This window comes from Streptomyces mirabilis (genome assembly GCF_018310535.1).
Taxonomy (GTDB): Bacteria; Actinomycetota; Actinomycetes; order Streptomycetales; family Streptomycetaceae; genus Streptomyces.
Genome location: NZ_CP074102.1, coordinates 5,619,678 through 5,633,558, shown reverse-complemented (window position 1 = coordinate 5,633,558; position 13,881 = coordinate 5,619,678). Strand labels below are relative to the sequence as shown.

The window sequence follows — 13,881 nt, the reverse complement described above, 5'->3', positions numbered from 1 at the left end:
CGGTCGGGGGCCGGGGGATCGAGCCGATCGGGGCTGGGGAATTCATCGCTCGAGGACGGGGGATCCATCGCGCGAGGACGGGGAATCAGCGGACGCTGACGTCCAGTGCCCCGAGTCCCGCCCGGCGGACGGCGATCGATCCGTAGGGCGTACGCAGCCGCAGCCACGCCCCGGACGAGTACAGCCCCAACGGGCTCTCACCCGGGTCGGCCTGACGCACCGGCAGCAGGAACCCGAGCGACTGCGCCGCGTGCACGGCTCGTACCTGAAGGCCGGTGTCACCGATCGGCCGGGACCAGATCTCCCGTCCTATGCGGTCGAGTTCGGCGCGGGTACGGGCCTCGGGCGCCAACTCCTGTGTACGGGACCGGAATTCGGCGACCGCGGTGGCGACCATCGCGCGTACGGCGTCCGGTCCGGGCAGTCCCGGCTCCGGCTGCCAGCCTCCGCGGGGCGGGAGGACCCCGGCCCACGGCGGCCCGGTGACCGCCCCGGGAACGCTGACGGTGGCCGCCGACTCGTCGATGGACTCCAGGAGTTCACCGGCGGAGACGGTCACGTCGAGTGTGACGTCGAGACCGTTCTCGTACGGCTTGGCGAGCCGCGCCGTACGGATCGCGAGGACCTCGAACGACGGCGGCCGGCCGAAGACCGCGAGCGCGGTGCCGGACGCCTGGAGGCGTACGGCGGCGGCACGGTCGTAGTGGATCAGCCGGGCGAGGAAGGCGGCGAGGTCCGCCGCCTCCCCCTCGTCGGTGAGGTGCAACGCGGTCACGGTCATGCCGCGACGGCCTCGTCCTGGTCGTCCCGGTACTCCTCCAGAAACTCGCGCTCCTCGGCGGTGAGGCGGCGCGGGCGCTGGGCCTCGAAGTCGAACGGCACGACCACGGTCGCGGCCCGGACGTAGAGCTGGTCCGTGTCCTTGACCTCGTACGTGATCGTGAAGGCCGCGGCCCTTATCTGGGTGATCCACAGCTCGATGTCCACCGGCTCGCGCCGGTGGACGAGCTGCCGCTTGTAGTCGATCTCGTGGCGCGCCACCACGGACCCCTGCTTGAACTGCTTGTCCGGGCGGGTCAGGAAGTCGATACGTGCTTCCTCCAGGTAGCGGAGGAAGACCGCGTTGTTGACGTGGCCGTACGCGTCCATGTCCGCCCAGCGCAGCGGGCAGCGGTAGATGTGCCGCAAGATCGATCAGCCCCGGGTCAGCTTCTTGTAGGTGGCACGGTGCGGGCGCGCGGCGTCCGCACCGAGGCGCTCGATCTTGTTCTTCTCGTACGACTCGAAGTTGCCCTCGAACCAGAACCACTTCGAGTCACCCTCGTAGGCGAGGATGTGCGTCGCGACCCGGTCCAGGAACCAGCGGTCGTGGGAGACGACCACGGCCGCACCCGGGAACTCCAGCAGCGCGTTCTCGAGCGAGGACAGCGTCTCGACGTCGAGGTCGTTGGTCGGCTCGTCGAGGAGCAGCAGGTTGCCGCCCTGCTTGAGGGTGAGGGCGAGGTTGAGCCGGTTGCGCTCACCGCCGGAGAGGACACCGGCCGGCTTCTGCTGGTCGGGGCCCTTGAACCCGAAGGCGGAGACGTACGCGCGCGACGGCATCTCGACCTGGCCCACATTGATGTAGTCCAGCTCGTCCGAGACGACGGCCCACAGCGACTTCTTCGGGTCGATGTTCTCGCGGCTCTGGTCGACGTAACTGATCTTGACGGTCTCGCCGACCTTGATCGTGCCGGAGTCCGGCGTCTCGAGTCCCTGGATCATCTTGAAGAGCGTGGTCTTGCCGGCGCCGTTCGGGCCGATGACGCCGACGATCCCGTTACGCGGCAGCGTGAAGGAGAGGTCGTCGATGAGGACCTTCTCCCCGAAGGCCTTGGAGAGGTTGTTGACCTCGACGACGATGGAACCCAGACGCGGGCCCGGCGGGATCTGGATCTCCTCGAAGTCCAGCTTCCGCATCTTGTCGGCCTCGGCCGCCATCTCCTCGTAGCGCGCCAGACGCGCCTTGGACTTGGCCTGCCGACCCTTGGCGTTGGACCGCACCCACTCGAGCTCTTCCTTGAGCCGCTTGGCGCGCTTGGCGTCCTTCTGGCCCTCGACCTTGAGGCGGGAGGCCTTGCTCTCCAGGTACGTCGAGTAGTTGCCCTCGTAGCCGATGGCGCGGCCGCGGTCGAGCTCAAGGATCCAGCCGGCGACGTTGTCGAGGAAGTACCGGTCGTGGGTGACGGCGACGACGGTGCCGGGGTACTTCGCGAGGTGCTGCTCCAGCCACTGCACGGACTCGGCGTCCAGGTGGTTGGTGGGCTCGTCGAGGAGCAGCAGGTCGGGCGCCTCGATCAGCAGCTTGCACAGCGCGACGCGGCGCTTCTCACCACCGGAGAGGTTGGTGACCGGCCAGTCGCCGGGCGGGCAGCCCAGGGCGTCCATGGCCTGCTCCAGCTGAGCGTCCAGGTCCCACGCGTTGGCGTGGTCCAGGTCCTCCTGGAGCTTGCCCATCTCGTCCAGCAGCGCGTCCGAGTAGTCGGTCGCCATCAGCTCGGCGACCTCGTTGAAGCGCTTGAGCTTGCCCATGATCTCGGCGGCGCCGTCCTGGACGTTCTCCAGAACGGTCTTGGACTCGTCGAGCGGCGGCTCCTGCAGCAGCATCCCGACGCTGTACCCGGGCGACAGGAACGCGTCGCCGTTGGAGGGCTGCTCGAGCCCCGCCATGATCTTGAGAACGGTGGACTTACCAGCACCGTTCGGACCGACCACACCGATCTTCGCACCCGGCAGGAAGCTCAAGGTGACGTCGTCGAGAATCACCTTGTCGCCGTGCGCCTTGCGCGTCTTGCGCATGGTGTAAATGAACTCAGCCAAGAGAAACCGTCCGGACGCTTGAAATCGGCAGTGGGCAGATACACCCCATCTTGCCTGACGGCTACCCCTCGAAGGAAACCCGTTCGGCCGGGGGGCCGTGACCTGGCCGTTCACCGACCGTGCCGGTGGCCGACCTGTCACTGGTCGTGGTCGCCGGTCACCGCCGAGCGACCTCGCACGGCCCAGGAACGGCCCGGAGATGATCACTCGTTGATCGTCGTCCACTCGTCGAGCCCGACCTTCACCTGGCGGTTGTGCTCGGCGCGCCAGAGGACCTGACCCTCGACGCGGGCCCCGAGGGCGGGCAGCTCCATTCCCTGCGGCATCGCAATGACCTCGGCCAGCACCACGGCGTCCGGGACTTCGTCGAGATGGATGAAGACATCTGCCGGCACTCTGGCGCCCGTGGGCAACGCGTACTCGTCGTAGAGAGTTCATCACTGCACCGCAGACCACGAGCGGAGAGTCGGTGTCGGGACTGTCCTTGGTGGTGCTCGCGGTCATGGCCGCGTCAGCCGCCCCCAAACTCCGCCGTGCGAGTGGATCGAGCCTCCACGCAATGGAGTCCGTGCGCTTCTTGATCATGCTCCCCCTAACGTGCAATTGCGCATCGGCCCCTGCCGTGCCGCCCCAACCTCCCCCGGTCGCCAAGCGAGGTCGCACCCATGAGAATTCGTAGCGTCATCAGCCCCTTGATTGCCGGAGCGGCGGTGGCAGTACTGGCGTCCCCGATGCCGGCTTCGGCGGCGGACACGCCGGTCACCGTCCAGGTCTCGTCAGGGACGCTCGACATCAGTGTCCCGACGGGGCCCGTAAATCTCGGCACCGTCGGCGTCAGCGGCAGTCCGCAATCGGTTTCCAGCCAGTTGGGCAACGTCACGGTGACAGACGGTCGAGGCGGCACCGCGGGCTGGACCGCCACGGCAAGCGCAGTCGACTTCACCGGCCCCCAGAGCATCTCCGTATCCGCTGCCGGTTCCAGCAGTTACACCACACCGTCGGCCTCGGTCAGCGGCACCGCCACTGTCACCGCGAGCGACTTGAACCCGCTCTATCCCCCTGGCCCCGTCCAGGTGGCCACCGGCGTGAGTGGCATCAACTCGGCCACCTGGAACCCGACGATCCATCTCACCATCCCCGCGAACGCGCTGGCGGGAACGTACAGCTCGACGATCACCCACTCCGTCGCCTGAGACCTCGTACGTCCTTACCGCAAAAAAGGAAACCGTAAAGCCCTGTGCCCAGGTTCTCTTCCCTCGCGGTGTTGGTGGCCATGGCGCTTGCCCTGGTCACCAGCACCGCTTCGGCCACATCCCTCGTATCGGATCCGGTACAGCGACCGAACCCCCCGGACGCCGTGGGAATTCGGCTCGTCGATGTCCCTGCCGACCTCGTCAAAGACCCACGGGCAAGGCAGTACATCGTCGACAGCCTAAAACCCGGTGTCACCGTGAAGCGGCGCATCGAAGTGTCGAACAAATCGGCCGACGTCTTGCATGTCGCGGTCTACCCTGGCGCCGCTGATATCCGCCGGGGTTCCTTCGTCGGCGCTGCCGGAAACACCGGTAACGAGCTCACCACCTGGATCAAGCCCGGTCGGCTGAGCCTGGACATCCCCGCTCACTCCAGAGCCCGAGACACCGTGACCATCGCCATTCCGAAGGACGCTGCCCCCGGCGAGCGATACGGCGTCGTATGGGCGCAGGTCAGCGGTCGCGACCTGGGCAGCGGCATCACCTTGGTCAGCCGCACCGGAATCCGGCTCTACCTCTCGGTGGGTGGCAACAACCCGCCGCGTGCCCGATTCACGGTGGACAACATGACGGCTGAGCGTGATGTCAGTGGGCGCGCCGTCGTACACGCCAAGGTCCACAACACCGGTGGCCGTGCTCTGGACCTCACCGGCGCCCTGAAGATGTCCCAGGTATCCGGAAACATCAGCGCCGGGCCCTACCCGGTTGACTCCGGAAAGAGCCTGGCGCCCGGCCAGTCCGCGTCGGTGAACGTCATCGTGACCGATCAGGTCACGGACGGCCCGTGGGACGTCTCCCTTACGTTGAAAAGCGGGTTGTTGGAGGTGACGCATGGAGCTCGAATCACCTTCCCGAAGGGGCCAGGCATGGCCGCGGCAGTCCTTTCAAGCGATGATCAGCCAAGCTCGCTGAACTGGAGACTCATCTCGGCATCGACGGCTCTGATCCTCGTGATCTTCTCGACGCTCGTGATCATCCGTACTTATCGGCGAAACGCCGGAGGCGATGATTCCTGAACCTCGCGGAGCGCCCACGCCAGGCTCAGCCACTGCGCGGCAGCAGCAGCTCCCCCTCAGCCAAGGTCTCAGCAATGATCCGCTCACGCTGCCGCATCCGTGACGGCGGCGGTACGGCGCTCGGCCCCACGGCCTTTCCGCGCGGCCTCGTCGCTCGGCCCGGACGCCACCCCCGCCGCAGCCGGCCTGTCTCGACAGCACTACGACCATGGCCGCAGACGGCCGCGCTCGTGTCACGTAAACCGCTTGGCGATGCCGGTGCACTCGCTGCCGGACTGTGCTGACCTGCCGGCGCTTGCCCGCTCCACCTAGCGCGCCGCCGGGCGCGGCCGGCCGGGGCGAAGACAGGAGGCAGGCCGCGCCGCAGAGGCGGCGCGCGCCCGCGCCGTGCGCGGGGCCTTGATGAAGCAGGGAAAGTTCTACCGCGCCCTTGGCGATCGTCAGTTGCACAGGTGTCACGGCCACCGACCGCGCCGATAGCCGGCCCCTCACTGGTTCAACGGGCTTGGCGCGGGCGGTTCGTAGTCGTCCGGTCACCCTTTGTCGCCATCGGGCGTCATCCCGTGCGGAGTCGGGGGAAGAAGCACACTCTGGTAGTAGGTGCCGAGGCCCGTATCAGGGGCCGGGGCCCGCCTCGGAGGTGATCGCAATGACACAGACGACACAGTCGCAACCGGCCGCCGCGCAGACACGGACCGCCGTCGGCTGGCACGTCGAGATCGAGTTCGAGGAGGACGACCACCGCACCCGCGCCGCCGCTCTCCTCCGGCTCCCCGACGGGAACGAGGTACGCGCTCACGGGTACGCCAGCCGCCACCCCTCCGACTCCAACCAGCCGAGAGTCGGCGAGGAGGTCGCGGGCGCGCGGGCGCTCAACGAACTGGCGATGAAGCTGTTGACCAAGGCGCACGACGAGATCGACGAGGCGTCGGGGAGGACCTCGCATCCGCTGAGGTGAGCCACCTCGCATCGGCTGAGGTGAGCCTTCGCGACAGGGGCGGGGTGGGGCCGACAGGAGTGGTGTGTGGCCGACCAGGGCAGGGTGGGCCTGGCGCATGCTGTTCTCAGTGATCCGGTCCGCATCCCGTCCCACCCCGAAGGACGCCCATGCCCAAGAAGATCATCATCGACTGCGACCCCGGGCTCGACGACGCCATCGCCATCCTGCTCGCCGCCGGGAACCCCGACGTCGAGATCGTCGCCGTCACGACCGTCGCGGGCAACCAGACCATCGAGAAGGTCACCCTGAACGCCCGGCAGGTCTGCACCCTGGCGGGCCTGCGCGGCGTACCGGTCGCGGCCGGTGCCGGCGGTCCCCTCGTCCGGGACCAGACCCTCGCCGCCGAGATCCACGGGGACACCGGAATGGACGGCCCCGCCTTCATCCCTCCGGCCATGGAGACCGACCCCCGGCACGCCGTCGATCTGATCATCGAGACGGTCCTCGCCCACCCCGGTGAGATCACCCTCGTCCCCACCGCGCCCCTGACCAACATCGCGCTGGCGCTGCGCCGGGAGCCCCGTATCGCCGAACTGGTCAAGGAGGTCGTCCTGATGGGCGGGTCGTACACCCGCGGCAACATCACACCGGCGGCCGAGTTCAACATCCACGCCGACCCCGAGGCGGCCGCGGTCGTCTTCTCGGCGGGCTGGCCCCTGACCATGGTCGGTCTCGATCTGACGGCACAGGCCGCCGCCACACCTGAACTGCTGTCCCGTATCGGGGCGTTGGGCACACCCGTGTCCCGGTTCGTCGTCGATCTCCTCGACCACTACAACGCCAACGTCGGCAAGGTGCACGGCGCGATGGCCACGATCCACGACGCGTGCGCGGTCGGCCGGGCCATCGACCCGAGCCTGATGGAGGTCACGCCGGCCCATGTCGAGGTCGAGCTGCGGGGTACGGCGACCTACGGCATGACGGTCACCGACTTCCGCGGCCGCTCCGGCCCGGCGAACACCTCCGTGGCGACGAAGCTGCACACCGAGCGCCTGTGGGACCTGCTCATCAGCTCGCTGGAAACCATCGCGGCGACCACCGCGCGGACCTCCGCGTAGCGGTACGGGAGGGCACTGGGCGTCACTCCCGGACACCCGCCAGTTCCACCGCCCGGCGCCGCAGGGCGAGTGCGGCGGGGATGACGGACGAGACGACGGCCGTCACCCCGCAGGCGCCGAGGACCGCACCGACGGCCGTCCAGGGGATCTCGATCGTGGTCGGGGCCGACAGCAGACCCAGGGCGCTCCACGTGCCCAGCAGGTTGAGCCCCGCGACGAGGAGCCCCAGCACTCCGCCGACCGCGACGACCGTCAGCGCCTCGGCGCCCACCAGCCGGAGCACCTGCCACCGGGTGGCTCCCGCCAGGCGCAGCACGGCCAGGTCGCGCACCCGGTCGGAGGTCCCCATGACCATGGTGTTGGCCAGGGAGATGCCGGTGTAGAGGAGGGCGATGCCCAGGACCAGCAGGAGGCCGAGCCGGGTCGTCCGGTTCGTCTCGGGGTGACTCGCGCGTACCCACTGGTCCTTGGTGAGGACCTGCCCGCCCGAGCTGTGCACCGCCGCACGCAGTGCGGCGGCCACGGCGTGCGCGTCCGCACCGGCGGCGAGGGCGACGTCGACCCGGTCGACGGTCGCGCCCGGGGCGTTGCGCGGAGTGACGTACACGCCGTTGTCGCCGGTGCCGGTGGTCATCACCGCGGCGATCCGCAGCGACTTCCTCGTGCCGTCGCCGAGCCACACCCGCACCCGCTGCCCCACGGTATGACGCTGCCACTCCCGGTTGACGATGAGGGAGTCGTCGTCGAGGTCGCTCGTCCTCCCGGCCTCGACCGGCAGCCGGGTGGTGGCGGCGAGCGGTCCGGGATCCGCCGCGCGCGCCTCGGACTTGGCCAGTGACACGCCGTCCTCCAGAACATAGACGGCGCTCGACGAGGTCGCGGACACCTCCGCGCCGGACACCTTTCGCAGCCCGCGCAGTGTGGCCGCGTCGAAGCCCGCGCCGCTCGCCGGGGTGACGACGAAGTCGGCGGCCGAATGCCGGCGCGTCTCGTCGGCCTTCGCCTTGTTCAGGGTCGCGGTGGCGCCCAGCAGCGAGCCGGCCAGCGCGACGGTGACCAGGACCGGCGCCGCGATCGCGGCGGTGCGGCGCACACCGGCGGCGGCGTTCTCCCGGACCAGCATGCCGCCGGCTCCGGGGAGTCGGGCCGGGAGCCAGGCGATCAGCCGGGTCAGCGGGCGCACCACGACCGGCGCGAGCAGGGCGACGGCGGTGATCAGCAGCATCGGCCGGCTCACATAGGTCTTCCGGTGCAGCAGTTCGCCCGGGTCGCCGACCAGGGCCAGGACCAGGGTCACGGCGGCGGTCGCCAGCAGTGCCAGGCCGGACAGCCGGCGGCCCCGGGTCATCGCCCGGGCGTCCACGAAGGCCTCGCCCAGCGCCTGGACTGGGGCCGTGCGGCCCGCCCGCCAGGAGGCGGCCACCACACCGCACAGCGCGACGAACAGGCCCGTCCAGAAGGCCAGGTGGTACGGCCAGGTGGCGTCGCCGATGGTGAACCAGCCCGGCGCGAGCCCGCCGTCGACCATCCGTGCGGCCAGCCATGGCGCACCGTACGCGCCCAGCACGCATCCCGTGGCCGAGGCGAGCACACCCACCACCAGGGCCTCGGCGAAGACCATCCGGCGGATCTGTCCCGGGGTCGCCCCGGCCGTGCGCAGCAGCCCGAACTCCCGGCGCCGCTGAGCGACCGCGAAGGCGAAGGTCGACGCCACCACGAAGACCGAGACGAAGCCGGTGACACCGCCGGCCGTGCCGAACATGGCGTCCATCGCGGTGAGCGCCTCGCTGTCCCGGTCCGGGTCTGCGTCGGCGTAACGGCGCGCGTCACCGGTGAGGACCTGGACACCCGTGCTGCCGCGCACCGCCTCACGCACGGCCGCGGTGTCGGCGTCCACGACGAGCTGGACGCTGCGGGGCGACAGGGCGGCGGCGCGCTCGTCGGCGTAGAAGACGGCGTTCTCGAAGCCGCGTCGGGCGACTGCGCCGCTGACTTGTCCGGTGACGCCGACTCGTCCAGTGGCGCCGGTCCGTCCGGTGGCTCCGCCCCGTCCGGTGCCGGCCACTCGTATCGTGCCGGCCACTCGTACCGTGCCGGCCACCCGTACCGTGCCGCGATCCGTCCGTACGCGCTCCCCCGGCTTCGCCCAGTCGCCGCTGACGACGACCTCGTCGGCCGCCCGGGGCGCGCGTCCCGCGTCGATCTCGTACGGGGCGAAGGCGGCGGTGGACCAGGGGTGGCCCACCAGGTCGCCGGGGCCGCCCCGGGCCCGTACGGCGAACGACCGGTCCTCGACGACGGTGCCGAGCTTCTTCAGCTTCGCGACGGTCCCGGCGGGCACGGCACGCGGCTGAGCGAGCTTGTGCACCCGGACACCGGTCGAGGTGGGCACGCGCAGGGTGTCGGCCCCTTTGACCACGACCGGCGCGGCGGCGAACCGCTCGGGTCTCCCGTCGGGCGCGTTCAGTGACGAGGCGAGGGACAGGCCCATCACCGCGATGAGCGCGACGCCCAGCGCGAGCGCGACGAAACTGCCGACGAAGGTGATCCAACGGGCGTGCAGGGTGCGCAGGGTGACGCTCAGCACGGCGCGGCCTCCAGCTCGGTCATGCGCGCGGCGATGTCGTCGGCGCCGGCGCCGGCCACCTCGTCGTCGACCCGTCCGTCGACGAGGAAGACCACGCGGTCGGCGTACGCGGCGGCCACCGGGTCGTGGGTGACCATGATGATCGTCTGGCGTTCCTCGTCGGCCATGGCGCGCAGCAGGCTCAGTACCTCACGGCTGGTCCGCGAGTCGAGGGCGCCGGTCGGCTCGTCGCCGAAGAGCACCTCGGGGCGGGTGATCAAGGCGCGGGCCAGGGCGACGCGTTGCTGCTGACCGCCGGACAGCTCCGTCGGCCGGTGCCGCGCCCGGTCGCCCAGGCCGACCTGTCCGAGCACCTCGCGCACCCGGGCCCTGGCGGGGCGGCGGCCCGCGAGGCGCAGGGGCAGCGCCACGTTCTGCTCGGCGGTCAGGGACGGCAGCAGGTTGAACGCCTGGAAGACGAACCCGATGCGTTCTCGTCGCAAGAGGGTCAGCTTGGTCTCGCTCAGCTTCGTCAGATCGGTCCCGCCCACGGTGACCGACCCCGATGTGGGGCGGTCCAGCCCCGCCGCGCACTGCAGCAGGGTCGACTTGCCCGAGCCGGAGGGGCCCATGACGGCGGTGAAGGTTCCCCCCGGGAAGGCGAGTGAGACCTCGTCGAGTGCCGTCACCACTCCGTCGCCCGACCCGTACTGCCTGCTGACGGAGTGCAACTGGATCGCGTCGATGTTCATGGCTTCACGAAACCGTGTGGAGGCACCGCGGCGCAGTGCGGCAGAAACGAGACTTGGGGTAGGGCCAGGCATACCCCCGGTCCGCCCCCTGCCCCGATGGCACCGCCCGGGGCGGCCCTTCTACGGTGACGCCCATGCATCCCCGGCCCATGAACCGTCAGTCCATGAACCGTCAGCCCACGCGCCCCCACCCGGCGCACCCTCCGCCCCCGTACCCCCGGAATGTCTGGCAGGCCATGCCCCGGTCGGACTACCTCCTGTCGTCGTGGCCGTGGCGTTCGACCGGATACCTGCTCACCGGCGTCCTGACCGGCGCCGCCGCCCTCGTGGGAATCGTGATCACGGTGGTCGCCGGCGGCGTCCTCGCCCTCGTGCTGGTGGGGCTTCCGCTGCTGCTCCTCGCGGCCCTCTCCGGTATCGCGGTGACCTGGGTGGAGCGGCACAGGCTGCGCCTGATCGACCGGGACCCGGCCCCCGACCGGCACCGGGTGCCCGAGGCGGGGGGTCTGTGGTCCTGGCTGACGACGCGGCTGAGGGAGCGGGTGACATGGCGGGAGTTGGGGTACGCGCTGCTCTTCGCGGGGCTGCTGTGGCCGGTCGACGCCCTCGCGATCACGGTCGCCCTGCTCGCCCCGCTGTCCATGGCAGCGACCCCGCTGCTGATGGCCACGGCCGGCGACGGCCGGGAGGCCAAGGTGCTCAAACAGTGGACGGTCACCACCTGGCCGACGGCCTTCGGCACAGCCGTGCTGGGGCTTGTCCTCCTCGCGCTGGGTGCCTATGTCCTGGGGGTCACGGCCGGCGCCCGAGCGGAACTGACGCGTGTGCTGATCGCGCCGCGGGAAGGCGACTTGGGTGCGAAGGTAGCGGAACTGGCGCGTTCACGCGTCCGGTTGGTGGACGCCTTCGAGGCGGAGCGGCGGCGCATCGAGCGCGATCTGCACGACGGGGCTCAACAGCGCCTGGTGGCCCTGACGATGACGCTCGGCCTGGCCCGTCTGGACGCGCCGCCCGGACCACTCGCCGACCAGCTCGCCACGGCCCACGAGGAGGCGGGCAGGGCACTCGCGGAGCTGCGCGAACTCATCCACGGCATCCACCCCAAGGTCCTCACGGACTACGGCCTCCAGGCAGCGGTCGCGGACGCCGCGGACCGCTCCACGGTCCCGGTCGACATCGACGGCCTGGAACTGCCAGGACGGCTGCCCCAGGCGGTCGAGGCCGCCGCGTACTTCGTGGTCTGCGAAGCCCTCGCCAACGTCGCCAGGCACAGCGGGGCGAGCCGCGCGGCGGTGAGCGGGGAGCACCGCGACGGGCGCCTGTTCCTTCAGGTGCGCGACGACGGCCGTGGGGGCGCGGACGCCGGGGCCGGCAGCGGGCTGACCGGGCTTGCGGACCGGGTGTCGGTGCTGGATGGCAGACTCTCCCTGTCCAGTCCGCGGGGCGGACCGACCCTGTTGCGTGTGGAGTTTCCTTGCGAACGGACCGATCGCTCCGCGTAGTTCTGGCCGAGGACAGCGTGTTGCTGCGGGAGGGGCTCGTCGGCCTGCTCACCCGCTGCGGCCACGAGGTGGTCGCGGCCGTCGGGGACGCCACGGCTCTGGTCGCCGCGGTCGAGGAGCACGCACCCGACATCGTCGTGACGGATGTACGCATGCCCCCCGCGTTCGAGGACGAGGGGCTGCACGCGGCCGTGCGGCTGCGCGAGAAGCGGCCCACGCTGCCGGTCCTGGTGCTCAGCCAGTACGTGCAGCGGACGTACGCCTCGGAACTGCTGGACACCGGCGACGGATCGGGGATCGGCTATCTGCTGAAGGACCGGGTGGGGCAGGTCGAGGAGTTCGTGGACGCCCTGTGCGAGGTCGCGGACGGCGGGACGGTCGTCGACCCCGAAGTCGTACGTCAACTGCTGCGCCGGCGCCGCGATCCGCTGGAGCGGCTCACCCCGCGTGAGCGTGAGGTCCTGGCGCTGATCGCGGAGGGCAGGTCGAACGGCGCGATCGCCCGCGAACTGGTGGTTTCCGAGGCGGCCGTGGGCAAGCACATCGGCAGCATCCTCGCCAAGTTGGACCTGCCTCCGGCCGACGCGACCCATCGCAGGGTGCTGGCGGTCCTGGCCTATCTGCGTGCGTGACGGCTCAGTGTGAGAGCAGCGCGCCGAGGTCGATCTTCCCGCCGATCGCCGCGATCCTGAACCGCTTCTTCACGGATATGTCTTTCGTGATCATTGCGAGGTCGTGCCGCCGGTGACCAGGGCGATACGCCCGTTGAGTGCTTGCGTTTCCATGGCGAGCCTCTCCTGATGGGCAGGACTGTCCTGACGAAGCGCCTCGAAAGACGCTTCGTCAGGACAGAAGACGTGCGTGACAAGTCGTCCTTCTCCTGGAGGCCGATGGAGGCCGATGTCTTACCGCCAGCAGCACATCGGCCTTCTCCTCTACGGAGTTGATGGCGTCGGCGCCGACGCCGAACCGCGCCGGCGGCTCGTCCTGTTCGGCGACCTTCAGCAGGGCGGCGGCGAGCTTGGCCGGGTCACCGCTCTGCCGGCCGTTCATGGACTTCCAGCCCTCGATCTGCCCCGCGGTGCTCTCGGCGTAGTCCTCCACGGTCCGCTCCGGCCAGGTGGTGGAGGCGTCCACCAGTAGCTCGGTGCGGAAGAAGCCGGGCCCCCACGCTGTCGGCCAGCCGACTCAGAAGCCGAATCGCGTCCGGAAGAACTGATCGAGATCGCGGCGGTCGGCGGCCGGTGCCGGCAGCGTTTCCTCGCCTGGGGAGCGCAGACCGTCGAGGAGTACGCCGAGGTGGCGGCCCGCGAGATCCGCCGACGGGCCGGCGGTCTCGTCGTCGGGGATGCGGGCCGGGATCGAGTTCAGCATCAGGACGAGATCGAACACGTTCACGTCCTTGCGCAGGCCTCCGGCGTCCTGAGCCCGCGTCACCAGGCCGTCGAGGTCGACCAGCAGAGCGGCTCGGGCCGCCATGAGTTCGGGCCCCGGCTCCGTCGTACGCCTGCGGGAGACGGGGAACATCTGGCTGCTGCGGACCTGCGCCATCTGCCGCATCACCCGCGTGAAGGCCGCCCAGGGATCCGGCTCCTCCGCCAGGGCGCGTTCGATCTCGGCGGACGTCTCCGTCATGACGTCGATCGCGACGCGTTCGACCAGGGCGCTCTTGTTCGGGAAGTGCCGGTAGATGGTGCCCATGCCCAGCCCTGAGCGGCGAGCGACCTCCTCGATCGACACCTCGTACCCGCGGTCGGCGAAGACCTCGCGGGCGGTCCGCAGGATCAGCCGGATGTTCTCGCGGGCGTCGGCGCGAAGTGGACGGTCGCCAGGGGGTGTGGACGGGCTCATTTGCCTCCGATGTTAGCCTCCGAC

The 13,881-nt window shown here is 70.2% G+C and carries 14 protein-coding genes; 6 read left to right on the top strand and 8 right to left on the bottom strand.

Going from position 1 to position 13,881, the window contains the following annotated elements; translation table 11 throughout:
- Positions 1–85 precede the first annotated feature (85 nt).
- The 4 genes from SMIR_RS24845 to SMIR_RS24830 all read right to left on the bottom strand — a co-directional run bounded on the left by SMIR_RS24845 (position 86) and on the right by SMIR_RS24830 (position 3,254).
- Positions 86–775, bottom strand: a complete 690-nt coding sequence (locus SMIR_RS24845; RefSeq protein WP_212728407.1) for a DUF8010 domain-containing protein — start codon at positions 773–775, stop codon at positions 86–88.
- Positions 776–777: 2 nt separating this feature from the next.
- On the bottom strand, positions 778–1,188 hold the full coding sequence (locus SMIR_RS24840) for an acyl-CoA thioesterase (protein WP_168491643.1): 411 nt from the start codon (positions 1,186–1,188) through the stop codon (positions 778–780).
- Positions 1,189–1,194: 6 nt separating this feature from the next.
- Positions 1,195–2,859 (bottom strand): energy-dependent translational throttle protein EttA, encoded by a 1,665-nt coding sequence (gene ettA / locus SMIR_RS24835; RefSeq protein WP_075031883.1) that lies wholly within the window; start codon positions 2,857–2,859, stop codon positions 1,195–1,197.
- 203 nt (positions 2,860–3,062) lie between these two features.
- Complete coding sequence (locus tag SMIR_RS24830; protein WP_168491645.1) at positions 3,063–3,254, bottom strand: hypothetical protein; 192 nt, start codon at positions 3,252–3,254, stop codon at positions 3,063–3,065.
- Positions 3,255–3,524: 270 nt separating this feature from the next.
- Between SMIR_RS24830 and SMIR_RS24825 the strand changes: the two genes are divergently transcribed.
- The 4 genes from SMIR_RS24825 (at position 3,525) to SMIR_RS24810 (ending at position 7,186) form a co-directional block, all read left to right on the top strand.
- Complete coding sequence (locus tag SMIR_RS24825; RefSeq protein WP_168491647.1) at positions 3,525–4,052, top strand: WxL domain-containing protein; 528 nt, start codon at positions 3,525–3,527, stop codon at positions 4,050–4,052.
- A gap of 80 nt (positions 4,053–4,132) precedes the next feature.
- Entirely contained in the window at positions 4,133–5,128 is a 996-nt protein-coding gene (locus tag SMIR_RS24820; protein WP_168491649.1) for a peptidase, read from the top strand.
- A gap of 649 nt (positions 5,129–5,777) precedes the next feature.
- Positions 5,778–6,086, top strand: coding sequence for a DUF1876 domain-containing protein (locus SMIR_RS24815; RefSeq protein WP_168491651.1), 309 nt, complete (start codon positions 5,778–5,780; stop codon positions 6,084–6,086).
- 149 nt (positions 6,087–6,235) lie between these two features.
- Complete coding sequence (locus tag SMIR_RS24810; protein WP_168491653.1) at positions 6,236–7,186, top strand: nucleoside hydrolase; 951 nt, start codon at positions 6,236–6,238, stop codon at positions 7,184–7,186.
- Between the two features lie 22 nt (positions 7,187–7,208).
- On the opposite strand, the gene SMIR_RS24805 is transcribed toward SMIR_RS24810, so the two are convergent.
- The gene (locus SMIR_RS24805; RefSeq protein WP_168491656.1) at positions 7,209–9,773 is read right to left on the bottom strand and encodes an ABC transporter permease; all 2,565 of its coding nucleotides are present in this window, start codon (positions 9,771–9,773) and stop codon (positions 7,209–7,211) included.
- Positions 9,767–10,504, bottom strand: a complete 738-nt coding sequence (locus tag SMIR_RS24800) for an ABC transporter ATP-binding protein (RefSeq protein WP_168491658.1) — start codon at positions 10,502–10,504, stop codon at positions 9,767–9,769. Before SMIR_RS24800 ends, SMIR_RS24805 begins: the two co-directional genes overlap by 7 nt.
- Positions 10,505–10,740: 236 nt before the next feature.
- On the opposite strand from SMIR_RS24800, the gene SMIR_RS24795 reads away from it, so the two are divergent.
- Complete coding sequence (locus SMIR_RS24795) at positions 10,741–12,006, top strand: sensor histidine kinase (RefSeq protein ID WP_212728406.1); 1,266 nt, start codon at positions 10,741–10,743, stop codon at positions 12,004–12,006.
- Positions 11,979–12,638, top strand: coding sequence for a response regulator (locus tag SMIR_RS24790; protein ID WP_190168931.1), 660 nt, complete (start codon positions 11,979–11,981; stop codon positions 12,636–12,638). Before SMIR_RS24795 ends, SMIR_RS24790 begins: the two co-directional genes overlap by 28 nt.
- Positions 12,639–12,849: 211 nt before the next feature.
- On the opposite strand, the gene SMIR_RS24785 is transcribed toward SMIR_RS24790, so the two are convergent.
- Together SMIR_RS24785 and SMIR_RS24780 are read right to left on the bottom strand one after the other, a co-directional pair.
- Positions 12,850–13,143, bottom strand: coding sequence for a Rossmann-fold NAD(P)-binding domain-containing protein (locus SMIR_RS24785; RefSeq protein ID WP_248002929.1), 294 nt, complete (start codon positions 13,141–13,143; stop codon positions 12,850–12,852).
- Between the two features lie 51 nt (positions 13,144–13,194).
- Positions 13,195–13,857 carry a TetR/AcrR family transcriptional regulator gene (locus SMIR_RS24780; protein WP_168491661.1) on the bottom strand — a complete coding sequence of 221 codons (663 nt, stop codon included), beginning with the start codon at positions 13,855–13,857 and terminating at the stop codon, positions 13,195–13,197.
- Positions 13,858–13,881: the final 24 nt, after the last annotated feature.